This is a genomic window from Pseudomonas sp. P65(2024) (genome assembly GCF_057480955.1).
On sequence record NZ_JBLIYX010000010.1, the window covers coordinates 159,794 to 183,861 of the forward strand.

20 protein-coding genes are annotated in these 24,068 nt (G+C 63.8%); 11 read left to right on the forward strand and 9 right to left on the reverse strand.

The annotated features are described in order from the left end of the window. Position 1 precedes the first annotated feature (1 nt). Entirely contained in the window at positions 2–826 is an 825-nt protein-coding gene (gene ttcA / locus AC25MA_RS15655; RefSeq protein WP_011532643.1) for a tRNA 2-thiocytidine(32) synthetase TtcA, read from the reverse strand. A gap of 263 nt (positions 827–1,089) precedes the next feature. Here ttcA and AC25MA_RS15660 point away from each other — a divergent pair, with 263 nt between their 5' ends. Beyond that, a complete protein-coding gene (locus AC25MA_RS15660) occupies positions 1,090–1,689 on the forward strand; it encodes a Yip1 family protein (RefSeq protein WP_028690929.1) in 600 nt (199 codons plus the stop codon). Between the two features lie 140 nt (positions 1,690–1,829). After that, the gene (locus tag AC25MA_RS15665) at positions 1,830–2,324 is read left to right on the forward strand and encodes a SprT family zinc-dependent metalloprotease (protein WP_028690930.1); all 495 of its coding nucleotides are present in this window, start codon (positions 1,830–1,832) and stop codon (positions 2,322–2,324) included. Positions 2,325–2,432: 108 nt separating this feature from the next. On the opposite strand, the gene AC25MA_RS15670 is transcribed toward AC25MA_RS15665, so the two are convergent. The 4 genes from AC25MA_RS15670 to AC25MA_RS15685 form a co-directional block, all read right to left on the reverse strand. Continuing rightward, complete coding sequence (locus AC25MA_RS15670) at positions 2,433–3,755, reverse strand: dicarboxylate/amino acid:cation symporter (protein ID WP_028690931.1); 1,323 nt, start codon at positions 3,753–3,755, stop codon at positions 2,433–2,435. A gap of 419 nt (positions 3,756–4,174) precedes the next feature. Beyond that, a complete protein-coding gene (locus tag AC25MA_RS15675) occupies positions 4,175–5,515 on the reverse strand; it encodes an ATP-binding protein (protein ID WP_028690932.1) in 1,341 nt (446 codons plus the stop codon). Beyond that, entirely contained in the window at positions 5,512–6,189 is a 678-nt protein-coding gene (locus AC25MA_RS15680) for a response regulator (RefSeq protein WP_028690933.1), read from the reverse strand. The genes AC25MA_RS15675 and AC25MA_RS15680 overlap by 4 nt, the downstream gene beginning before the upstream one ends. A gap of 84 nt (positions 6,190–6,273) precedes the next feature. Continuing rightward, positions 6,274–6,879, reverse strand: coding sequence for an outer membrane protein (locus AC25MA_RS15685; RefSeq protein ID WP_028690934.1), 606 nt, complete (start codon positions 6,877–6,879; stop codon positions 6,274–6,276). Positions 6,880–7,002: 123 nt separating this feature from the next. Between AC25MA_RS15685 and AC25MA_RS15690 the strand changes: the two genes are divergently transcribed. Next, entirely contained in the window at positions 7,003–7,794 is a 792-nt protein-coding gene (locus AC25MA_RS15690) for a dienelactone hydrolase family protein (RefSeq protein ID WP_486972198.1), read from the forward strand. A 124-nt stretch (positions 7,795–7,918) separates the two neighbouring features. After that, positions 7,919–8,620, forward strand: coding sequence for a 4'-phosphopantetheinyl transferase family protein (locus tag AC25MA_RS15695; protein WP_263156930.1), 702 nt, complete (start codon positions 7,919–7,921; stop codon positions 8,618–8,620). On the opposite strand, the gene AC25MA_RS15700 is transcribed toward AC25MA_RS15695, so the two are convergent. Both AC25MA_RS15700 and AC25MA_RS15705 read right to left on the reverse strand, forming a co-directional pair. After that, positions 8,617–10,221, reverse strand: coding sequence for an ATP-binding protein (locus AC25MA_RS15700; RefSeq protein WP_062573114.1), 1,605 nt, complete (start codon positions 10,219–10,221; stop codon positions 8,617–8,619). The two genes, AC25MA_RS15695 and AC25MA_RS15700, sit on opposite strands and share 4 nt — an antisense overlap. Then, a complete protein-coding gene (locus AC25MA_RS15705) occupies positions 10,218–10,913 on the reverse strand; it encodes a response regulator (protein ID WP_028690938.1) in 696 nt (231 codons plus the stop codon). The genes AC25MA_RS15700 and AC25MA_RS15705 overlap by 4 nt, the downstream gene beginning before the upstream one ends. Before the next feature lie 782 nt (positions 10,914–11,695). On the opposite strand from AC25MA_RS15705, the gene AC25MA_RS15710 reads away from it, so the two are divergent. From AC25MA_RS15710 to AC25MA_RS15725, 4 genes are all read left to right on the forward strand, one after another. Next, positions 11,696–14,575 carry a ribonucleoside-diphosphate reductase subunit alpha gene (locus AC25MA_RS15710; protein WP_062363798.1) on the forward strand — a complete coding sequence of 960 codons (2,880 nt, stop codon included), beginning with the start codon at positions 11,696–11,698 and terminating at the stop codon, positions 14,573–14,575. 242 nt (positions 14,576–14,817) lie between these two features. After that, positions 14,818–16,068 (forward strand): ribonucleotide-diphosphate reductase subunit beta, encoded by a 1,251-nt coding sequence (locus AC25MA_RS15715; protein WP_486972199.1) that lies wholly within the window; start codon positions 14,818–14,820, stop codon positions 16,066–16,068. A gap of 61 nt (positions 16,069–16,129) precedes the next feature. Next, a complete protein-coding gene (locus AC25MA_RS15720; protein WP_486970849.1) occupies positions 16,130–16,933 on the forward strand; it encodes a hypothetical protein in 804 nt (267 codons plus the stop codon). A 420-nt stretch (positions 16,934–17,353) separates the two neighbouring features. Beyond that, positions 17,354–17,893 carry a BRO-N domain-containing protein gene (locus tag AC25MA_RS15725; RefSeq protein WP_486972200.1) on the forward strand — a complete coding sequence of 180 codons (540 nt, stop codon included), beginning with the start codon at positions 17,354–17,356 and terminating at the stop codon, positions 17,891–17,893. Between the two features lie 39 nt (positions 17,894–17,932). Here the strand turns inward: AC25MA_RS15725 and AC25MA_RS15730 are convergent, their stop codons facing one another. Next, a complete protein-coding gene (locus AC25MA_RS15730) occupies positions 17,933–18,253 on the reverse strand; it encodes a helix-turn-helix domain-containing protein (RefSeq protein WP_486972201.1) in 321 nt (106 codons plus the stop codon). A 244-nt stretch (positions 18,254–18,497) separates the two neighbouring features. Continuing rightward, positions 18,498–18,968 (reverse strand): GNAT family N-acetyltransferase, encoded by a 471-nt coding sequence (locus AC25MA_RS15735; RefSeq protein ID WP_486972202.1) that lies wholly within the window; start codon positions 18,966–18,968, stop codon positions 18,498–18,500. A 358-nt stretch (positions 18,969–19,326) separates the two neighbouring features. Here AC25MA_RS15735 and pdxR point away from each other — a divergent pair, with 358 nt between their 5' ends. The 3 genes from pdxR to AC25MA_RS15750 all read left to right on the forward strand — a co-directional run bounded on the left by pdxR (position 19,327) and on the right by AC25MA_RS15750 (position 23,952). Then, positions 19,327–20,808: a MocR-like pyridoxine biosynthesis transcription factor PdxR gene (gene pdxR, locus AC25MA_RS15740; protein WP_463402508.1), complete on the forward strand. Its 1,482-nt coding sequence runs from the start codon at positions 19,327–19,329 to the stop codon at positions 20,806–20,808. A 277-nt stretch (positions 20,809–21,085) separates the two neighbouring features. After that, positions 21,086–22,516 (forward strand): L-lactate permease, encoded by a 1,431-nt coding sequence (locus tag AC25MA_RS15745; protein ID WP_463402509.1) that lies wholly within the window; start codon positions 21,086–21,088, stop codon positions 22,514–22,516. 17 nt (positions 22,517–22,533) lie between these two features. Further along, positions 22,534–23,952: an aminotransferase-like domain-containing protein gene (locus AC25MA_RS15750; protein ID WP_463402510.1), complete on the forward strand. Its 1,419-nt coding sequence runs from the start codon at positions 22,534–22,536 to the stop codon at positions 23,950–23,952. The last annotated feature ends 116 nt before the right edge of the window (positions 23,953–24,068 follow it).

Here is a 24,068-nt window from a genome sequence, read left to right on the forward strand (position 1 = left end):
CTCAAATGTTCAGCACGTCGAGGAAACGCGGGGTGGCGCTTTCGTCGATCTTCAGGCTGGTGAAGTCGAACAGGTTGCGGTCGGCCAGCTGCGACGGCGCAACGTTCTGCAAGGCGCGGAAGATGCTCTCGGTACGGCCCGGGTGCTTGCGCTCCCACTCCACCAGCATGTCCTTGACCACCTGGCGCTGCAGGTTTTCCTGCGAGCCGCACAGGTTGCATGGGATGATCGGGAATTCCTTCATGTCCGAATAGGCCTGGATGTCCTTCTCGCTGCAGTAGGCCAGCGGGCGGATCACCACGTTGCGGCCGTCGTCGGCGCGCAGCTTCGGCGGCATGCCCTTGAGCGCGCCGTTGAAGAACATGTTGAGGAAGAAGGTCTCGACGATGTCGTCGCGGTGGTGACCCAGGGCCATCTTGGTCGCGCCGATCTCGTCGGCGAAGGTGTACAGGGTGCCGCGACGCAGGCGCGAGCACAGCGAGCAGGTGGTCTTGCCCTCGGGCACCAGCTCCTTGACCACCGAGTAGGTATCCTTCTCGACGATGTGGTACTCGACGCCCAGTTCCTTGAGGTAGGCCGGCAGCACGTGCTCGGGAAAGCCCGGCTGCTTCTGGTCCATGTTCACCGCGACGATGTCGAACTTGATCGGCGCCACCTTCTGCAGGTGCAACAGAACGTCGAGCATGGTGTAGCTGTCCTTGCCGCCGGACAGGCAGACCATGACCTTGTCGCCATCCTCGATCATGTTGTAGTCGGTGATGGCTTCGCCGGCGAGACGACGCAGGCGTTTTTGCAGTTTGTTCTGGTTGACCGAGAGGGTGCCCATAGCGCTTGGATCCGCGAGGTGTGACAAAAGCCGGCTATTTTACGCACAAACCGCACGGCGCAGTAGGTGAATCCGATAAAGACTTCAAGGGAATCAGCACCGCGCCTGACAGCGCGATTTGCTCTAAAAACGCGGTTTTATGCGGGGAACGGCTTCCTATACTGCGACATAAGGCCACATTGGCGCAGCACTTGGTGTCCTGGCCTCGGGCCATAGGCGCTCCATCCGGGGGGCGTTTGGCAACGACGATAGGAGTGACCCGTATGATTCATCACGTTGTTGGGCTGTTCACCCACCCTGACCAGGAGTGGCGGGAGATCCGTGGCGAGGAAGAAAGCATCAGCCACATGTACCTGACGCATACCCTGATCCTGGCGGCGATCCCCGCCGTCTCGGCGTTCATCGGCACCACCCAGGTCGGCTGGGTGATCGGCGAACGGCCGGCGGTGATGCTGACCATGGAAAGCGCGCTGTGGATGAGCATCATGTCGTACCTGGCGATGCTCGCCGGGGTCGCGGTGATGGGCGCCTTCATCCACTGGATGGCGCGCACCTACGACGCCAACCCGAGCATGGCGCAGTGCATCGCCTTCGCCACCTACACCGCCACCCCGCTGTTCATCGGCGGACTCGCGGCGCTGTACCCGCACTTGTGGCTGGGCATGCTGATCGGCACGGCGGCCATCTGCTACACCGTGTACCTGTTGTATGTCGGCTTGCCGACGTTCATGAACATACCGTCGGATGAAGGCTTCCTGTTCTCCAGCTCGGTGCTGGCGGTGGGCCTGGTGGTACTGGTGGCGATCATGGCCGCGACCGTGATCATCTGGGGACTGGGCGTGGGGCCCGTCTACACCAACTGACGCATACCTATCAGATCCAACCAGCACTGGGGCATCACCCGAGGCCGCCGCAAGGCGGCTTCGTTTCATATGCCTGACCGGCGGCTCGGCAACCGGCCCGTGCCTGCGGCATAATGCCGGGTCAGGAGAACCATCCCGCCATGCCCGAGCTGCTCAGACAACGCGTCGAAACCTGTTACCAGCAAGCCGAAACCTTCTTCAAACGCCCTTTTCCGCGCCCGCAGGTCAGTTTCAAGCTGCGCGGCCAGAAAGCCGGTGTCGCCCACCTGCACGAGAACCTGCTTCGCTTCAACCTGCAGCTGTACCGCGAGAACCAGGAAGACTTCCTGCGCCAGACCGTGGCCCACGAGGTCGCCCATCTGGTGGCCCACCAGCTGTTCGGTGACCGCATCCAGGCCCATGGCGAGGAGTGGCAGTTGATCATGCGCGGGGTGTACGAGCTGCCGCCGAACCGTTGCCACAACTACGAGGTGCAGCGGCGGGTAGCGACGCGCTACATCTACCGCTGTCCGTGCCCGGAGAGCGACTTTCCGTTCACCGCCCAGCGGCACAAGCTGGTGCGCCAGGGGCGCAGGTACCTGTGCCGGCGGTGTCGGGGGATCCTGGTGTACAGCGGCGAGACCCGGGTCGAGTAGATGCCGGGCCGAACGCCCCCCACAGGGGTAGGCGTACTATCCCGGGCATTCCGCCAGTTGGCACAAAAAAGCGACCCGAAGGTCGCCTTTTTGCATTTCACACGTCGATCAACGCGCCGGACCTTCGGCCACGCCCAGGTCGTCGGTCGGACGGGTGTCGACCAGGGGCGAGCCACCGGACGCCAGTTCCGCCTGCAGGGTGTCGGTGTCCAGCTCCTTGACCCACTTGGCCACGACCACGGTGGCCACGGCGTTGCCGATCAGGTTGGTCAGGGCGCGGGCCTCGGACATGAAGCGGTCGATACCCAGGATCAGCGCCAGGCCCGCCACCGGCAGGTGGCCGACGGCCGACAGGGTCGCGGCCAGCACGATGAAGCCGGAACCGGTGACGCCCGCGGCACCTTTGGAGGCCACCAGCAGCACCAGCAGCAGGGTGATCTGGTGGGTGATGTCCATGGTGGTGTCGGTGGCCTGGGCGATGAACACCGCAGCCATGGTCAGGTAGATCGAGGTGCCGTCCAGGTTGAACGAATAGCCGGTCGGGATCACCAGGCCAACCACGGATTTCTTCGCGCCCAGGCGCTCCATCTTGGCCAGCATGCGCGGCAGGGCCGATTCGGACGACGAGGTGCCCAGCACGATCAGCAGTTCTTCACGGATGTAGCGGATCAGCTTGATCACGCTGAAACCGTGGGCGCGGCAGATACCGCCCAGCACCACCAGAATGAACAGCACGCAGGTGATGTAGAAGCAGGCCATCAGGTAGCCCAGCTGCACCAGCGAGCCCACGCCGTATTGGCCGATGGTGAAGGCCATGGCACCGAAGGCGCCGATCGGGGCCAGCTTCATGATCATGTTGATGATGTTGAACATCACATGGGCAAAGCGATCGATCAGGTCGAGCACAGGCTTGCCGTAGCTGCCCAGGCGGTGCAGGGCGAAGCCGAACAGCACCGAGAACATCAGCACTTGCAGGATGTCGCCGTTGGCGAAGGCGCCGACCACGGTGTTGGGGATGACGTTGAGCAGGAAGCCCACGGTGGTCTGCTGCGCGCCGGCGGCGGCGTAGGCGGCCACGCTGCTGGCGTTCAGGGTGCTGACGTCGACGTGCATGCCGGCGCCCGGCTGGACCACGTTGACCACGACCAGGCCGATGATCAGGGCGATGGTGGAGACGATCTCGAAGTACAGCAGCGCGTAACCGCCGGTCTTGCCGACCGACTTCATGCTCTGCATGCCGGCGATGCCACTGACCACGGTGCAGAAGATGATCGGGGCAATGACCATCTTGATCAGCTTGACGAAGCCGTCACCCAAGGGTTTGAGGGCTACACCGGTTTCCGGGTAGTAGTGGCCGAGCAGAATACCGATGGTGATGGCGACGATCACCTGGACATACAGCGATTTGTACAGCGGCTGACGAGTCGTCATGGCTAGTTTTTCCTCAAGTGGGCCGGCGCATCCTTCCCAGGATGTCGGGGCACCTGAATCGCGAACCCTCCTGTACCCGGAGGGATTTGTCGTTGTGGGCGAGTGCCTGGGCAGGCCTCTGCCAGCTGAATAGCAAGGGCGATGCCAAAGTGCCCGCTTGAGGTGCACAGCCAATGATTACAGGGTGTGAATGCCCCGGGACGGGGCGCAAAAGCCGGTAGGAAATGGCGGATTTCCGCCCGATGGCGGAAATCGTACAGGGTAGGTTGGCGGGAATCCGCCTCGGAGGTATCCAGTGGGACTTCCCGGTGGGAGCGGGCTTGCCCCGCGATCAGGACCGCGCCGGATGGCACCGGCTTCACCGGTATCGCGGGGCTAGCCCGCTCTCACGCACCGCCCCCTGCACTGGAAAGGCAGAATCAATCGAGCCGGAAAGCGATGCGGAACGCAGCCCCGCCCAACGCCGAATCGCCCAGGCTTAGCTCGGCGTCATAGCTGTCGATGATGTCCTTGACCACCGCCAGCCCGATCCCCTGCCCCGGGTGCTGGCGGTCCAGCCGCTCGCCGCGCTCGAGAATCCGCTCGCGTTGATCCGGTGGCACGCCCGGCCCGTCGTCCTCGACGCACAGCTCCAGCAGCCCCGGCGACTGACGCAGGCTCACCCGCACCTGCCCCAGGCACAACCGGTAGGCGTTTTCCAGCAAGTTACCCAAGAGCTCAAGCAAGGCGCCCTGCTCCATCGGTACCCGCGCCAGGGCCGGGATGTCGAGACTGACCTCGACGCGCTTGTCGCGATAGACCTTGGCCAAAGTGCTGCACAGGCTGTCGAGCAATGGTTTGAGCTCGACCTGGTACTTCACCAGGCCGCTCTTGCGCAGACTGGCGCGCTGCAACTGGTAGTCGATCTGCTGGCTCATGCGCTCGATCTGGCTTTGCAACACCCGCGCCTGTTCGCGGTCGCCCTGCTCCATGCTCTCGCCAACGCCCTGCAGCACCGCCAGCGGGGTCTTGAGGCTGTGGGCCAGGTCGTCGAGCGAGTCGCGGTAGCGCTGGCGCTGCTCGCGCTCGCTGCGCAGCAGGCGGTTGAGCGAACCGGTCAGGCGCAGCAGCTCGCGTGGGTGCTCGCGGCTGAGGCCATCCCGCGCTCCGCTCTCCACGTCGTCCAGCTCGGAGCTGAGCCGGCGCAATGAACGCAGGCCCCAGGTCAGGCCAGCCCAGAGCAGCACCATCAGCGCCAGCAGCGCCGCGCCGAAGCCCAGGTAGAGTTTCTCGCGCAGGCCATTGAGGGTGTCCTGGTATTCGCGTACCGGCTGCAGGGCGACGATGCTGAACGCCGCGCTCTTGCCGCCGAGCAGCTTGACCTCGACGTCATAGACGAAGAACTCGTCGCCGTCGTCCTGGTGAATGCGGGCGAACTCGTTGCCGCGCCCGTCATAGCGGGGGTGGTAGTTGATATTGCGGTTGCGGGTGGCCCGCGACTGCCACACCAGCGTGCCCTGGCGGTCGAAGATATAGCCGAGCAAGCCGGTGTAGGGCAGGTTGTAGCGCTCGTCAGGCAGCAGTGCCGGCATCTGCAACTGGCCGCGCTCGATGCGCGCGGCCGAGATCAGAGTGGTCACATCCGAGGCCAGGCGCTGCTCGATCGATTCCTGCAACGCCAGGCTGAAGGCCTTCTGCAATGCCGGCAGCAGCGCCAGCATGAACAGCAGCGCCAGCAAGGCCGCCGCCAGCATCAGGCGCACCCGCAGCGAACGAATCATCGGCAGCGCTCAGTGAACAGGTAGCCCAGGCCACGCACGGTGTCGATCGGCTTGAAGCCGTTGTCGCCCTCGAGTTTGCGGCGCAGGCGGCCGACCAGCACCTCGATGACGTTCGGGTCGCGCTCCTCGTCGTCCGGGTACAGCTGCTCCATCAGCCGGTCCTTGGCCACCACCTGCTGGTGATGGCGCATGAGGTACTCGAGGATGCGGTATTCGTAGGCGGTCAGCGCCAAGGGCTGCTCGTCCAGGGTCGCCTGCTTGCGGTTGAGGTCGAGCACCAAGGGCCCGGCGGCAATGGTCGACTGGGTGAAGCCGCTGGAGCGGCGCAGCAAGGCGTTCAGGCGGGCTTCCAGCTCTTCGAACTGGAACGGTTTGACCACATAGTCGTCGGCGCCGGCGGCCAGGCCTTCGACCTTGTCCTGCCAGTTGCCGCGGGCGGTGAGGATGAGGATCGGGAAGGTCTGGCCGAGGCTGCGCAGCTGGCGGATCAGGTCCAGCCCGCTCATGCCCGGCAGGCCCAGGTCGATCACCGCCAGATCATGGTTGTACTGCTCGGCCTGGTACAAGGCTTCCTCCGCGTTGGCCACCGCCTGCACCACATGGCCGCCTTCGCCCAGGCGGGTGAACAGGTGATGACGCAGCAGCGCCTCGTCCTCGACCACCAGCAATTTCATGCGGATCTCCTTCTATGGGAATGCCCTGTGCAGGCCTTTTCGCGGGTTTACCCGCGAAAAGGCCTGCACAGGATAACAGCGACCTCAGAACTTGTAGGTAGCCGCCAGGTAGGTCTGCGCGCTGCTGGTCAGGCGCAGGGTACCGTCCTTCGGCCCGCCGTGGGCGCCGATCTCGGTGGCGGCGTTGCTGCGCAGGTAACGGTAGCCCAGCTCCACCGAGGTGTTGTCGGTCACTTCCTGGATCACACCGGCCTGCAGGCCGACGGCGTAACCGTAGTCGGTGTCGCGGCGGGCGCCCGGCGAATCCTGGGTCAGCTTGGTCATGCCCAGGCTGCCGCCGCCGAACAGCTTGGTGGTATCGCCCACCGGCAGGAACAGGTCGTAACTGCCCAGCAGGTTCTCCTGGCGCAGCTTGACGCCGCTGTGGTCGCCCGAGACGTTGTCGTAGGTCACGTAGTAGCGGCCCTGGTCGTTGATCTTGCCCAGGCGCGCGCCCCAGGTGCTGTCCTTGCCGATGATGCCGTCGGCGTTCAGGCCGTCGGTGTTGCGTTGCAGCAGGCCGGACTTGCGCACTTTGTCACTGGTCTGACCGTAGGTCAGGCTGGCGAAGTTGTCATCGGCCTGGGCAACGCTGGTGAGGCCGGCTGCGCAAACCGCCATGGCGGCAATCAGGGTGTTGAGGGTTTTCATGGTTCAGTTACTCCGGGTTGGATGCGTTGTTGCTGTCTGGGGGCTAGAGTAGGGAGGGCGCCCTGAACCCCTGCTGAACCCGGCCTGAACCTTGGCTGAACGAACCGAACAAGGAGCTCGACCATGCGTACCCTGCTTGCCCTGGCCTTGTTGTGCAGCGCCAGCCTTGCCCAGGCGGCGGTGCAGACCCGCGAGATTCCCTACCAGGATGCCGACGGCAACCGCCTGATCGGCTACTACGCCTACGACGACGCCCTCGAGGGCAAGCGCCCGGGCGTGGTGGTGGTGCACGAATGGTGGGGGCTGAACGACTACGCCAAACGCCGCGCCCGCGACCTCGCGGCGCTGGGCTACAACGCCCTGGCCATCGATATGTATGGCGACGGCAAGAACACCGAGCACCCGGCCGACGCCCAGGCGTTCATGGCGGCGGCGATGAAGGATCCGAAAGCCGCTGCCCGGCGCTTCGACGCCGGGCTTGAGCTATTGAAGATCCAGCCCAACACCAACAAGCACCAATTGGCGGCCATCGGTTACTGCTTTGGCGGCAAGGTGGTGCTGGATGCGGCGCGCCGGGGCGAGAAGCTCGATGGCGTGGTGAGCTTCCATGGCGCGCTGGTGACCCAGACGCCGGCCAAGCCGGGGGTGATCCGGGCGAAGATCCTGGTGGAGCACGGCGAGGCCGACAGCATGGTCACCCCGGAGCAGGTGGCGGCGTTCAAGGCAGAGATGGATGCGGCCAAGGCCGACTACCAGTTCGTCGGGATTCCAGGGGCCAAGCATGGGTTTACCAACCCGGATGCGGATCGGTTGGGGCATGGCGAGCATGGCGGACCGGATATCGGCTATGACAAGGCGGCTGACGAGAGCTCTTGGAAGGATATGCAGGCGTTCTTGAAGAGCGCGTTTGACTGAAGGGCCCATCGCGGGGCAAGCCCGCTCCCACGCCGGAAAACAACGCCATTCGTGGGAGCGGGCTTGCCCCGCGATGACGTCCCGGTGATTTGCGCCAGCTATCGCGACTGGCACAATACCGACCATGAACAGACTCCCCACCTGCTGCGCCCCGCTCCAGCACCACTGGCCCCTGCCCCGCCCGGTCCCCGGCGCGGTGCTGGTCAGCTGCGCCTTCGACCCGGCCCGCCTGGCCGCCGACGACTTCCAGCGCGCCGGCATCGAGCAGACCGCCAGCCTGCAACGCTCGGTGGCCAAGCGCCAGGCCGAGTACCTGGCCGGTCGGGTCTGCGCCCGCGAGGCACTGCAACGCCTGGATGGCCGCGATTATGTACCGGCCACCCACGAGGACCGCTCACCGATCTGGCCCGCCGACATCCGTGGCTCGATCACCCACGGCCAAGGCTGGGCCGCCGCGGTTGTCGCCGCCGACGGCCACTGTCGTGGCCTGGGCCTGGACCAGGAAACCCTGCTCAGCGAAGAGCGCGCCGAACGCCTGGCCGGGGAAATCCTCACCCCCGCCGAACTGGAGCGCCTGGACCGCAGCCAGCAGGCCCTGGCCGTGACCCTGACCTTCTCGCTCAAGGAAAGTCTGTTCAAGACCCTCTACCCGCTCACCAAACAGCGCTTCTATTTCGAACACGCCGAACTGCTGGCCTGGTCCGCCGACGGGCATGCCCGCCTGCGCCTGCTCACCGACCTGTCGGCCGAGTGGCACCACGGCGTCGAGCTCGATGGCCAGTTCCGCCTGCAGGACGGCCATCTGCTCAGCCTGATCAGCGTCTAGTCGCGCGGCTGCTCACGCGGCCAGCTCAGGCTGAAACACGCTCCGCCCAGCTGCTCGCTGTGCCCGACCAGGGCACGGCCGCCGTGCCAGTAGATGATCCGCCGCACGATCGACAGCCCCAGCCCATGCCCGCCCGAAGCCCGGGTACGGCTATCGTCGAGGCGGGTGAACGGGGTGAAGATGCGGTGCCACACCCCTTCGGGAATCCCGGGGCCGTCATCCTCCACATCGATGCGGCAACGCTGCTGGCCGATCTGATAGCTCAGGCGCACTTGCGATTCGGCATGGCGCATGGCATTGCGCACCAGGTTCTGCAAGGCCCGGTGCAGGTAGCGCGGTTCGGCCTCGACGCGGGCGTCGCCACCGTCGAGCCCGTGGCACACTCCGCGTACCACCCGCACTTCGGCCCGCAGCGGCGCCAGCTCCTCGATCACCCGCGCCAGCAGTTCGTCCAAGTCCACCACCTGGAAATGCAGGGCCGGCGCGCCCTGCTCCAGGCGGGCGTAGGTCAGCATCTCGTCGACCAGCTTGTCCAGGTCCTGGATATCGCCGTCCATGCCCGCCAGGTGCTTGGCCCGGGCCTCGTCGCTGCCGGCGCTCTCGATCATCTCCAGGCCGAAGCGCAGCCGCGCCACCGGCGTGCGCAATTCGTGGGACACCGCCCGCACCAGCTCGCGCTGCATGGTCAATGAACGCTGCAGGTGTTCGGCCATGCCGTTGAAGGCCTCGGCCAGACGCCCCACCGAGTCGGCATCGCCCGCCGGCACGCGGGTGTCGAGACTGCCCTGGGCGATGCGCGTGGCCGCCACCTCCAGGCCCGACACGCGCCGCTCCAGCTGACGCACCAGCAGGTAAACCACCAGCCCGATCAGGCACAGGCCGAGGAAGGCGATCAGGATCAGCAACTGCGGCGGATAGGGGTTGAGCTGGTACAGCGGGCCGATCTCCAGGACCCAGGGCGAGCCGGACAGCCCCGAGAACACGCGGATCGAATCTCCGTCCCGGCCCAGGGCCATCACCGTGTCGCCCTCCTCCACCCGGCGGCGCTGGTCGTCGTCCAGGGCGGCGCGCTCGATACGCTGCAGGGCGATGTCGAAGCCGAAGCCCTTGCTCTGGCGCAGCTGCGCCAGGCGCGCCTGCTGCTCGGTCACCGGATAGCGCACCAGTTCGTCGGCCAACAGGTAAAGCGTGGCGCGGGCCAACTGCTCGCTGATCTGCTTGACCTCGGCCACCAGCAGCAGGTCCTCGTGACCAACCCGGCGCAACACCCGGGCGGCATGCGGGCCGGTCTTCTCCACCACCACCAGGTCGCGGTACAGCCGCGCCCGCTGCCCACCGTCGAGGGTGAACGCCGACAGCGGCTGCAGGTCCAGCGGCACGCCGAGCAGGCGCTCCCAGATCACCAGCGAACGGGTGCGCTCCACTGCGTTCTGCTGCGCCAGGTTGTCGGCCATCAGGCTAAAGGTGCCCTGGGCCAGACGCTCGCGGTGCTGGCCAGCACGGATCTCGTTGACCAGGTGCAGGCTCAGCACGCCGAGCACGGCTACCAGTACCAGCACCGCGAGCATGCCGCCATAGATGCGCAGGAAGATCGAGTTCATGGCGCCTCGCCGACGAACAGGTAGCCCTTGCTGCGCAGGGTCTTGATCAGCCGCGGGGTGATGGGGTCGTCGCCGATCTTGGGGCGGATCTTGGAAATGCGCACATCGATGGAGCGGTCCTGGCCGTCGTAGCCGACGCCGCGCAGCGAGGTGAAGATCTCCTCGCGGGACAGCACCCGCCCGGCGTTGCTGGCCAGCAGCCAGAGCAGGTCGAACTCGGCGCCGGTCAGCTCGATCAGTTGGCCGCTCAGACGCGCCTCGCGCTGGCGGCTGTCTATATGCAGCGGGCCGAACGTCAGCTCCTGTCGTCGCTCCGGGGCCTCGCTGCGGCGCAGCAGGGCGTTGATGCGCGCCAGCAGCACGCGCGGGCGCACCGGCTTGCAGACATAGTCGTCGGCGCCCAGGTCCAGGCCCTGGATCTGGTCCAGTTCGTCGCTGCGGGCGGTGAGCATGAGGATGGGGCCGGCGTACTGGCCGCGCACCCGGCGGCAGATGCTCAGGCCGTCCTCGCCGGGCAGCATCAGGTCGAGGATCACCAGGTCCGGCTGGCTGTCGATGATACGCCGGGCGGCACGGCCGCCGTCGCCCTCCACCGCCACCTCGAAGCCATTGGCCTGGAGGTACTCGGCGGTGAGCTCGGCGAGGCGCTGGTCGTCCTCGACGATGAGGATGCGGTTGATTGGCTGGTCCATGGCCTTACCCTTCTTCTGTTTTTGTCGGGCCTTGCTGTTGGCTGTAGCGGCCTCATCGCGGGGCAAGCCAGTACAACCCTTTGATTCCAGCGAAAATCCACCTTCACCAAAGCGCAACATCAGCCCCGGATACTACGTCCCGCCCCCACCCCTGCCAACCACCCCAGAACGTCCCATAACTGAACCGTTTTTTGTGATAGGGTTCGCGCCCGAAAAAATCTGCGCGGCGACGTAGCACAGCCAAAAAATAGTGCAAACCTCTTGGGACAAGGCCTACAGCGAATACCCACGGATCACTCACAAAGTACCCACAAGTTATCCACAGACGCTCACCTTGCAAAGCCCCCAAGACCGCATTATCTTGTATCCCTGTCGCAGCGAACCACTAGATATTGGGTTTCGCGCAAAATCACAAACACAAGTCGCCTGGCAAATTCAAGCGAATTTACCGACTGAACTTAACGTGATTCCAACAGCCAAACCGCTCCTGCGGAGGGCGACCGAGGCAAGCCGCAGATGGCCTTGTTCGGGTATGAGTGTTGCAGGCAGGGCCTCGCCACTCATCAGCAACAGATTTTGGGTACGCCCAGAACCTTTGACTTCGGCCAGGGAGCGGCAGGTTATTGCCCCTTATTCCTGAGTCTGTCCCGAAGTCGGTAAGCCCGAGCGGGCGTATGCGCGTGCATGACGCCTCCCCGCCCGGGCCATCGAGCAAGTGGACGGAACGGTGGGCGCCCCAACAAGGCGCCTGAACAAACTAGAAACTGTGGAGACACCCACCCATGCAAACCGACACAACTCGCGAGAACCCGCAGGGCAAAGCGCCGCAGGCCGCCGATTCCAATCAGGATCTGGCAGCCACCGCGCCTGGCCAACTGCGCGTGATCAAGCGCAACGGCACTGTCGTCCCCTACACCGACGACAAGATCACCGTTGCCATCACCAAGGCGTTCCTCGCAGTTGAAGGCGGCACCGCCGCCGCCTCGTCGCGCATCCACGACACCGTCGCGCGCCTGACCGAGCAGGTCACCGCCACGTTCAAGCGTCGCATGCCATCGGGTGGCACCATCCACATCGAAGAAATCCAGGACCAGGTCGAACTGGCCCTGATGCGCGCCGGCGAGCAGAAAGTCGCCCGCGACTACGTGATCTACCGCGACCAGCGTGCCAAAGAGCGCGCCACCCGCGCCAACACCGACGCCGTGGTCGAGCCGCACCCGAGCATCCGCATCACCCTGGCCGACGGCAGCCTGGCGCCTCTGGACATGGCCCGCCTGAACACCATCATCAGCGAAGCCTGCGAAGGCCTGGCCGAAGTCGATGGCGAGCTGATCCAGCGCGAAACCCTGAAGAACCTGTACGACGGCGTGGCCCTGAAAGACGTCAACACCGCCCTGGTGATGACCGCCCGTACCCTGGTCGAGCGCGAGCCGAACTACTCGTTCGTCACCGCCCGCCTGCTGATGGACACCCTGCGCGCCGAAGGCCTCGGCTTCCTGGGCGTGGCCGACAGCGCCACCCACCACGAGATGGCCGACCTGTACGCCAAGGCCCTGCCGGCCTACGTCGAGAAAGGCGTCGAGTTCGAACTGCTCGACCCGGCGCTGAAAGGCTACGACCTGGAGCGCATGGGCAAGGCGATCAACCACGAGCGCGACCAGCAGTTCACCTACCTGGGCCTGCAGACCCTGTACGACCGCTACTTCATCCACAAGGATGGCGTGCGCTTCGAGCTGCCGCAGGTGTTCTTCATGCGTGTGGCCATGGGCCTGGCGCTGGAAGAGAAAGATAAAGAAGCCCGTGCGATCGAGTTCTACAACCTGTTGTCGTCCTTCGACTACATGGCCTCGACCCCGACCCTGTTCAACGCCGGTACCCTGCGTCCGCAGCTGTCCAGCTGCTACCTGACCACCGTGCCGGACGACCTGTCGGGCATCTACCACGCGATCCACGACAACGCCATGCTGTCGAAATTCGCCGGTGGCCTGGGCAACGACTGGACCCCGGTACGTGCGCTGGGCTCGTACATCAAAGGCACCAACGGCAAGTCGCAAGGCGTCGTGCCGTTCCTGAAAGTGGTCAACGACACCGCCGTTGCCGTGAACCAGGGTGGCAAGCGCAAGGGCGCCGTGTGTGCCTACCTGGAAACCTGGCATCTCGACATCGAAGAATTCATCGAGCTGCGCAAGAACACCGGTGATGACCGTCGTCGTACCCACGACATGAACACCGCCAACTGGATCCCTGACCTGTTCATGAAGCGCGTCTTCGATGACGGCAAGTGGACCCTGTTCTCGCCGTCGGAAGTGCCTGATCTGCACGACCTGACCGGCAAGGCCTTCGAAGAGCGCTACGAGTATTACGAAGCCCTGACCGAGTACAACAAGATCAAGGTGTTCAAGACCATCCAGGCCAAAGACCTGTGGCGCAAGATGCTGTCGATGCTGTTCGAGACCGGCCACCCATGGCTGACCTTCAAGGACCCGTGCAACCTGCGCAGCCCGCAGCAGCACGTGGGCGTGGTCCACAGCTCGAACCTGTGCACCGAGATCACCCTGAACACCAACAAGGACGAGATCGCGGTCTGCAACCTGGGCTCGATCAACCTGCCGAACCACATCGTCGATGGCAAGCTGGACACCGCCAAGCTGCAACGCACCGTGAACACCGCCGTGCGCATGCTCGACAACGTGATCGACATCAACTACTACTCGGTGCCGCAAGCGCGCAACTCGAACTTCAAGCACCGCCCTGTCGGCCTGGGGATCATGGGCTTCCAGGACGCGCTGTACCTGCAGCACATCCCGTACGGTTCGGACGCTGCCGTCGAGTTCGCCGACAAGTCGATGGAAGCGGTCAGCTACTACGCGATCCAGGCTTCCTGCGACCTGGCCGACGAGCGCGGCGCCTACGAGACCTTCCAGGGTTCGCTGTGGTCCAAGGGCATCCTGCCGCTGGACAGCCAGCAGATCCTGATCGAGGCCCGTGGCCAGAAGTACATCGACGTCGACCTGACCGAGAGCCTGGACTGGGCCCCGGTGCGCGAGCGCGTCAAGAAAGGTATTCGTAACTCGAACATCATGGCCATCGCGCCGACCGCGACCATCGCCAACATCACCGGCGTGTCGCAGTCCATCGAGCCGACCTACCAGAACCTGTACGTGAAATCGAACCTGTCGGGCGAATTCACCGTGATCAACCCGTACCTGGTCCGCGACCTGAAAGCCCGCGGCCTGTGGGACTCGGTGATGATCAACGACCTGAAGTACTACGACGGTTCGGTGCAGCAGATCGAGCGTATCCCGCAAGAGCTGAAGGACCTGTACGCCACCGCGTTCGAAGTCGAGACCAAGTGGATCGTCGATGCCGCCTCCCGTCGCCAGAAGTGGATCGACCAGGCCCAGTCGCTGAACCTGTACATCGCCGGCGCCTCGGGCAAGAAACTGGACGTGACCTACCGCATGGCCTGGTACCGTGGTCTGAAGACCACCTACTACCTCCGTGCCCTGGCCGCGACCAGCACCGAGAAGTCGACCATCAACACCGGCAAGCTCAACGCCGTGTCGAGCGGCGGCGACAGCGCCCCGGTCCAGGCCGCGGGCCCTGCCCCGGTACCGAAGGCCTGCGCCATCGACGAGCCGGATTGCGAAGCCTGCCAATAAGGGCTGCGCAGAGGCTACCCCCGGGTAGCCTCTTTTCTGCGCCACGGCGCAGAACCCTGTGGGAGCTGGCTTGCCAGCGATGAGGCCGGCACTGCCAGCACCTCCCCACAGCCAGACATAACAAGCCGGGGCCCAACGCCCCGGTCAGCCCTCCCCCGGGCACTCCAGATTTGCGTGCACCGCACCGCAACCAAGATCCACCGGCCATACTCATTGATGGCCCTCAAGCAGGAGATCTCACCATGCTGAGCTGGGACGAATTCGACAAAGAAGACGGCGAAGTCGCCGCCAAAGGCAACACCCCCGCGCAAGCCGCAGCCGCCCCCCCCCTCGACAAGCTCGACAGCGCCGGCGGTGCCGCCGCCCTGGAAGCCCGCGCCGCCACCGCCGCTGACTCCGACGCGGTCAAGCGCGCCAAGGCTGCGCTGGACGCCCTGGACATCGCCGAAGGCCTGGCCGAGCTGGAAGGCTCCTCGGCCCGCGTCGCGGTCGATGAAAAGCGCATGATCAACTGCCGCGCCGACCTCAACCAGCTGGTCCCGTTCAAGTACGACTGGGCCTGGCAGAAGTACCTCGACGGCTGCGCCAACCACTGGATGCCGCAAGAGGTCAACATGACCGCCGACATCGCCCTGTGGAAGAGCATGGACGGCCTGACCGAAGACGAACGCCGCATCGTGATGCGCAACCTCGGCTTCTTCTCCACCGCCGACTCCCTGGTTGCCAACAACCTGGCCCTGGCCGTATACCGCCTGATCACCAACCCGGAGTGCCGCCAGTACATCCTGCGCCAGGCCTTCGAAGAGGCGATCCACACCCACGCCTACCAGTACTGCATCGAGTCGCTGGGCATGGATGAAGGCGAGATCTTCAACATGTACCACGAGATCCCATCGGTCGCGAAAAAAGCCGCCTGGGGCCTGAAGTACACCCGCGCCATCTCGGACCCGGAGTTCAACACCGGCACCGTCGAGACCGACAAAGAGCTGCTGCGCAACCTGATCGCCTACTACTGCGTCCTGGAAGGCATCTTCTTCTACTGCGGCTTCACCCAGATCCTGTCGATGGGTCGCCGCAACAAGATGACCGGCGTCGCCGAGCAGTTCCAGTACATCCTGCGCGACGAGTCCATGCACCTGAACTTCGGCATCGACGTGATCAACCAGATCAAGATCGAGAACCCGCACCTGTGGGATGCCGCGATGAAGGAAGAGGCTACCCAGATGATCCTGCAGGGTACCCAGCTGGAGATCGAATACGCCCGTGACACCATGCCACGCGGCGTGCTAGGCATGAATGCGGCGATGATGGAGGACTACCTCAAGTTCATTGCCAACCGTCGACTGACCCAGATTGGGTTGAAGGAAGAGTATCCGGGGACTACTAACCCGTTCCCTTGGATGAGCGAGATCATGGACTTGAAGAAGGAGAAGAACTTCTTTGAGACTCGGGTTATTGAGTATCAGACTGGTGGGGCGTTGAGCTGGGATTAACATCCAAAGGGCTGCCAAGAGGCAGCCCTTTTTTTGAGAAAATAAATCGAGGTCAAATAATTTGAACGGTATGATCGATCTATTTTTAAAGCTACTCAACGAAAGAAATAGCGAACTGCAAAACAAGGTAGCCTTCCTCCTTAAAGCATTGGCAGGCGAAGATTTAGCCACCAAGAAGAAAGCTGCTCAAGAAGCACTATCTGCAGCTGAAAATCTTAAACTCGTAATCCCCTCCACAGACCTACCAATCTGGCTACAGAGCATTATTAACCTCATCAGCTCACAGTTAGGACCAAATTGGAGGAGTTCTACACTACTGCACAATCTAATACCGGTCCTCCCAGCTCTAAACGGGCACACCTGGAGCCTCAACGACAATAAAAGTTCGGCAATAGACTTCGACGGAGTTTTCGAGCTTTACAGAAAAGAAAGCAGGCTACCCGAGCTATTTTCGGAAATTGTAAAAATACTCGAAAGCATTAAGGATAGTGGGGACGTTGACAGCCGCAGCATGATTGAGGCACTCGCAAAGGTCATAGCTACAATTAAGAAATGCAGCAGCGGCTCCTACTTTTCAGTCAACGGTGCCTGGGCTTTCGTGACCAGCTTTTTGAACAACTATCTGTGGCAAGAACTGGGAAAGATCCCCGTTCTAGGCAGTGCTTTTGAAGCCTTAAAGAAAACTATAGATGAGACTGAGGCTGAAATTGCAAAGGTAAACTCACTAGTCAAACAGGATCTTGACGATCGAGCAAAAACCGAAATCAAGGGGATTGGAAACGCAAACTTTGAGTTTGTTACATATGGCAGATCAGGGGCGTTGATTGAGCGCTCATCCAGCTCTAATTTGGAAACTGAATCTTAGACCGCCCCTCCCCCGCCCAAGGAATCAGAACCACAACGACAAATAAAGTCTGACAAAAAATTTCAGAAACGGACTACAGCTTTTATGTTTGACTGGCTCGTCTGATGGAATTACCTTTCTCAGCGGCGCCTAAGAAACGCCTCACGTAGCGGTCAATCCGCCCCGACAGATGCGGCATTTTTTTGCCTGTGGTTTAATCCTGCGCGCAGAAAACGTGTTATGTCGGGAGCGGACTAATACAAGACCCGCAAGGGGAATACGTCCGGTCCGCTACGTGGGATTTCTTAGCTCCCGACACCCAGCCCTAAGAAAGCTGAATCCACGTAGAGGTAAAGGAAATGCCTATCAAGCCTAGCAATAACGTGCCACTCGCACGTACGCCTAGCCATTTCAAGTTATCTAGGACCGCGGAGGCCAGCCATGACTGACCTCCACGATTCCATCCTCTTCACCCGCCACAACCGCCCTCTCCACACCCTCTGGCTCGAATCCCAAGCCTGGTTCTGCGCCCACGAACTCGGCCGGATGACCGGGCGCTTCTTCGACGAACACTGCATCCGCAAGCTCGACCCGGACCAGCACCGCACCGTGCAGCTGCTGCGCTACGGCCAGTACGGCGAGACCACCATGGTCAGCGAGTCCGGGGCCTATACCCTGCTGGCCCATCATCACGTTCCGGAAAACCGCCACCTGCGCCACTGGCTGACTCATGAGGTGGTGGCGGTGCTGCGCGATGGGCAGGATTCGGCGCTGGAAGACCTGCCGCGCCTGGGCAGGATGTGCTGGCCGGGTGGGCATACGGCGAGTCTGTTGTATTGGCAAAGTGAGCCTTGGGTACGGATGCGGGATATGCCGGCGGTGATGGCGGCGGAGAGGCCCGTGGTGGTGCCCGAGCGGCGTAAGTTGAGCTGGAAGGAATGTGCGCAGCGGGCGTTGCGGTTGCATGGGGTTGGCGATTGAACCCTGCGATCCACTGAAAGGGCTGCCATGCAGCCCTGTTCAATCCTGCCCTGATTTCTTCCGGATACGCTGGCGCTTGGCACCAAGCTCATAGCGAGCAATGTCGGCTATGCACTCCACCTTCGGCAAAAACAGCCCCTCAAGCTCTTTTCTCCGGCCTAGAACCATCGCCACTCGAATCAGACTCTCAAAACCGACATTTCGTCCCGTTTCAAGGTTGGACACGGTATTGGTGCCGATGCCAGCACGAGCAGCCACTTCCGCTTGCGACATCTGTTGAGCGAGCCGCTCGGTGCGCAAGCGCTCGCACAAGGCCCTCATGAGCTCGCTGGGTTTGGTAAGACTTAAATCCAACTTCATGCGTGTTAACTTAATAAATCGCAGGTAAGGCACAAAACATTGGATTAGGTATTCCTCCGCCAGGGAGGGATTCATCGTTCTGAATGGTCTGACAACGCCGTAAGACTCAGGCAGATTTCGAAGGAGGATTTCTGATGACTGGGGCGTGGGAGCGACACTGCACCGTAGGAAATTACACCGCAAAGCCGGTGCTCCCCTTCGCGGGGCAAGCCCGCTCCCACGCCCTCATCTGCTCACAATGGCCTTAGTGAGCAACATCCAATGGCATCCGGTACTCGATCACCCCCGGCTTCTCGGCAATCCAGTCATACAACCGCTGCGCAGTCCGGTTGGTCTCCTGGGTATGCCAGTACAGCCGGTCGCACTGCTGCTGCCGGGCCTGGTCCTGGACGAACTCGATCAGTTGCTTGCCGAGCATCCGTCCACGGGCGCTCGGGCACACGAACAGGTCTTCCAGGTAGCAGAAGTCGTTGCGCCCCCAGGTCGAGCGGTGGAACACATAGTGGACGAAGCCGTAGAGCCGTTCGCCGTCGGTGGCCACGGCGCAGTGCATGGGTTCGGCCGGGTCGAAGAAGCGGGCCCAGGTGCGCTCGGTGATGGCTGGGCCCAGGTCTACCTGGTAGAAGGCCTGGTATTGCGCCCAGTAGTCGTGCCAGGGCTGCAGGTCGGTTTGCTTCACTTCGCGGATGAAGACGGGTAGTTGGGTGGTGGTCATTGGTGGAACCCCTTTTTGGCAAAGCTGTGTGAATGAGTGAGGGGCCGGCCTGCCCGTAGCGCTTGCCTTCCTTGGTGGTTGCTTGCGGGCTGGGGTTTTATAGCGGATAAATGGTTGGTTTTTACCTGCCAATTGCTCGGTAATGGCCAGACCACTTTGGGGTTCTGGATGAGCGTTAGGCTTGAGATTGCCGGGGCTGCTTTGCAGCCCTTTCGCGACACAAGGCCGCTCCCACAGGGGTTCGCGGTCGCCTGTGGGAGCGGGCCTTGCCGGGGCGCTGGACCGGTCGGAAAGGGGCGCGAAGCGGCCCCGGCATTGGCAGCCATTAATCAGGTCCATCCGCCAGGGAATCAGGCCAATGTTCAAACACGCGCAGCTGGAATCGGTGAAAGCCTGGATCAACGACCCGGTACACGCCGCGCTGGCCTTGCATGTGCGTATCCAACGGGCGATCCGTCAGTTGATCCTCGACGGCGCACTGCCGGTGGGCAAGGCGCTGCCCGCCTCGCGCCCGCTGGCCCAGTCCCTGGGCGTCTCGCGGGATACCGTGGAGTCGGCCTACAGCCAGTTGCACGCCGAGGGCTTTATCGAGCGGCGCGTGGGCAGCGGCAGCTTCGTGTCGCAACGGGCGCGCTGCCTGCCGTCGCGCAAGCGCCAGCGTCCGGCACATCAGCAAGCCCCGGTGCAGTTGAGCCGCCGTGGTGAAGCGCTGTTGCACAGCGGTGGCGTCCACAACTTCCAGTCGCCCCGCCCCTTCGCCCCGGGCGTGGCCGAAACCCGGCACTTCCCCCTGGCCATCTGGGAGAAGCTGGAGCGGCAGGTGTACAAGGAATACGGCACGCGGGCGCTGGAACACAGCGAGCCGCAGGGCATGGCCCCCTTGCGCCGGGCAATCGCCGACTACCTCAACCTCGAGCGCGGGGCCCAGGCATCCGCCGAGCGCATCCTGATCCTCACCAGCTCGCAGCAGGCCCTTGGCCTGTGCGCCCAGGTGCTCATGGACGCAGGCGACCAGGTGCTGGTCGAGGACCCGCTGTACCAGGGCACCCGCAAGGCCGTCACCGCCGCCGGCCTGGCATGCGTGCCGGTCCCGGTGGATGCGAACGGCCTGCAGGTAGACGCCATGGCCCGGCTGGCGCCGGATGCCCGGGCGGTGTTCCTCACCCCTTCGCACCAGTACCCGACCGGCGCGACCCTGGCGCTGGACCGGCGCCTGCTGGCGATCGAATGGGCGCGCCAGCAACGCGCCTGGATCATCGAGGACGACTACGACAGCGAGTTCCACTACGCCGGCAGCCCCACCGCCTGCGTGCAGGGCCTCGACCCACACGACCGCACGCTGTACATCGGCACCTTCACCAAATCGCTGTTCGCCGGTCTGCGCATCGGCTACCTGCTGCTGCCGGCCCAGCTCGTCGCGCCGATGACCGCCGCCCGCACGCTGCAGGACGGGCATAACGCCTCCATCGCCCAGCTGACCCTGGCCCGGTTCATGGAAGGCGGGCACTTCAACGCCCATGTACGGGCCATGCGCGCGCTCTACGCCGAGCGGCGGGATGTGCTGGCGGATCTGCTGCGCAGGCACCTGGGGGCGTTTCTCGTGCCGCAGGTGCCCGCCGGCGGGCTGCAGATGCCCTGCCATTTCGTACAGGGCTTGCCTGAAGACGCCGTGGTCAGGGCGGCACGCGGGGTGGGCATCGATCTGTTGGGGCTGGGCAGCTTGTACGCGGTGCCGAGGAACGATGCCGGCTTGCTGATGGGCTTTGCGGCACTGACGCCCGCTGAGATGAGGGAGGCCGTGGTGAAGCTGGAGAAGGTGCTGGCAGGTTTGGCCAGATAGCCACGCTGCGTGCAAGCAGTACGGTCAAAACCCATGCGGAATGCGACCAGAATGCCCGATCCACGTAATGCCTCGGATTGCAGGCATTAACAGCCAATATCGCCGTCAGCGCCCAGAAATCCAGGCATTGGCGTGAGAGGTGGTGCGAACAAGTGCCTCCAATGCCACGAGCCAGGGGCTGTATTGAAAATCCCCCACCCCCTGTATCTATTGCAGTCCCGCCCTTCCCTCCACCATCCCTTCCACACTCCTCTGGATGGCTAAAGGAACCCGCATCATGGCTGCCCTGCTGCTGCAAATGTCCCCCATTGGCCTGGTGATCGCCCTGATCCTGCTGCTGCGCCGCCCACCCGTGCAGGCCGCGCTGGCCGGCGTGGCCGGTGTCCTGCTGCTGTGGGGGCTGGGCGCCGCGCAGCCGCTGTCGGCGGCGGTGTCCGGCGCCATCCTGCAAGACACGTTGATCCTGTTCCTCAGTACCGCCTGCGTGATCGTTCCTGGGCTGGCCTTCGTCATCCTGGTCGAACGCGCCAACGCCCCGCAGGCGATCGGCGCCTGGGTGCGGGAGCTGGGCTGGACGCCGCCGATGCAGGTGATCTTCATCGTGCTGGGCCTGGCGCCGCTGCTGGAGGCGATGACCGGGTTCGGCGTATCGCTGATCGCCACGGTGCCGCTGCTGATGGGACTGTTTTCCCGCCAGGTCGGCATGAAGATGGCCCTGGCCGGCATGGTGGTGATGCCCTGGGGCACTCTGGGGCTTGCCACGGTGATCGGCGCGCTGCTGGCCCATGTGCCGGCGCAGGAGCTGGGCAGCCATTCGGCACTGGTCAGCGCTCCGGTGTTCCTCGCCCTCGCGGCGGTGGCACTGGCGTTGGCACAGGTTCGCAGCGTACAGGCGTGGCTTGGCCTGGGGCTGGTTTCGCTGTTGTTCAGCGCGGTGCTGTATGTAATCAACCGTTGGATAGGCCCCGAAGCCGCTGGGGTACTGGCCGGGTTGACGGTGGTGTGCGTCGGCCTGGGGCTTTCCTGGGCGCGGCGCGGGGCCCTGGTGCGCTGGCCGCAGACGGCATGGCCATACCTGGCCTTGCTGGGGGTGATCATCGCCTCGCGGGGGCTGTTCCTGCTGTCGGGCTGGGACGGGCTGTGGGTGGTGCATGGCAACAACGTGTCGTGGAAGCCGCTGGCGTCGCCGGGGCTGGCCTTGCTGTTGGTGGTGCTGATGATGGCCGCGCGCCAAGGTGCGGGTTTCCCCTGGCAGGCGCTGGTCAAACGGGCGCGCTTTCCAGTGGCGACGATCTTCCTGTTTCTGCTGCTCTCCCAGGTGATGGTCAAGGCCGGCTTCCTGGTCGAGGCGCAACGCGCGCTGCAAGCAATGTCGGGTGTGTCGCTGGCGTCGACGGTGTCGCTGCTGGCCGGGCTGGCCGGTTACGTGACAGGCTCCAATGTCGGCGGCACCACGCTGGTGATGCCGTCCATTGCGGCATTATCCAGCGCCCACGGCCCCTGGCTGGCAGCCATGGCCAACAGCGCCGCGGGGCATGGCGCGTTGGGCTCGTTGTCGATCCTGTCGCTGGTCATCGGGCTGGCCGGGGCCGACCGTGAGGAAGAACACAGGCTGATCCGCTTCGGCTTCGTCCTGGTGCTGCTGAACATCGTCATCGTGGCTGCAACGGGCACGGTTTTGCTCTACCTTTCCGGGGCCCCCGCTTGACACCACACAAGGCCGCCATGGATCGCAACCCCAAGCCCGACAAACGCTGGCACACCGTCAACGCCTGGCTGCTGCGCCAGATCGACAGCGGCGAATGGCCTACCGGCACGCAACTGCCCTCGGTGCGCGAACTGGCGCGGCTGTTCGACAGCAGCCTGGCCACGGTGCAACGGGCCCTGGCGGAGCTGGAGGCCAATGCCTATGTGCAAGCCACGCCCCGGGTGGGGTACTTCGTCGCCAAGGGCGCGGCCCAGGTGCAGGGCTTTGACCTCGCCAGTGTCAGCGTCAACGTCAACCACGCGGTGGTCGCCATGCTCGCTCAGGCCGCCAGCAACGGCGGGTTGTCGTTAAGCTCGGCGGTGCTGCATGACGAACTCACGCCCCAGGTGCTGCTGAACAAGTGCCTGACGACCCTGGCCAGCAAGGCCGATCAGCCGCTGGCCGGCTTGATCGCCCCGCCTGGCCTGGCCTCGCTGCGCCGACGTATTGCCGGGCTGATGCTGCAGCGCGGCGTGGCCTGCGGCCCGGATGAAATCCTGGTGACCTCGGGCGACACCGTGGCCCTGGAGCTGGCCCTCGAGGCCGTAGCCCGGCCGGGCGCCACGGTAGCGATCGAAACACCTACCTACTACGGCATCCTGCAGACCATCGAACGCCTGGGGATGCGCGCCCTGCCCATCCACACCCACGCCGACAGCGGCATGGACCTCGAGCACCTGGAATGGGCGCTCAAGCGCGGCAAGGTCGATGTGGTGTTCCTCAACCCGACGCTGCAGAACCCACGTGGCTTCATCATGCCCGACGGAGCGCGGGCACGGCTCTCACAGTTGGCGCAGGCAGCGGATGTGCCGATCATCGAGGACGATATCTTCTTCGACCTGGTGGATGAGGCGCAGCGGCCCAAGGCGATCAAGCACTACGACGAGACCGGGCAGACGATCTATTGCTCGTCGTTCTCCAAGACCGTGGCGCCGGGGTATCGGGTGGGCTGGTGCGTGGCGGGGCGGTATCGGGATGCGATCCTGGCCCAATTGTTTTCGCGCAACCTGGCGGTGTCGAGTCTGGCCCAGCGGGTGCTGGACGAGTTCATCGGCCGGGGGTACATGGAGGAGCACTGCGCCAAGCTGCGCGGCCGGCTGGCGGCGCAGGCCGGAGTGATTGAGGCGCTGGTGCGCTCGGCGTTTCCGCCGGGGACGCGGTATGCGGCGCCGCAGGGCGGCTTCATCCATTGGATCGAATTGCCGGAAGGGACGGACATGGTGGCGCTGCAACGGCTTGCCGCGGAGCGTGGCTGCAATGTCGGCGCCAGCGGGATGTTCTTTGCCGATGGGGAGTGTGGTACTGGGTTGCGGGTGTGCCTGGGGCGGGTGATTACGCCGCAGGTGATGGGCGGGTTGAGGGTGCTGGCGGAGTGTACGGCGCTTTCGAGGTGTTGATTGCGTTTAAGGTACTTGGAGGGTGTCAGAAATTTTGTGTTCGGGCATAACATGAGTAAGAGGTGCATGTATGCCAACCAAAAAGAAACCCTTGCGTGACCTGCCCAAAATCCCCA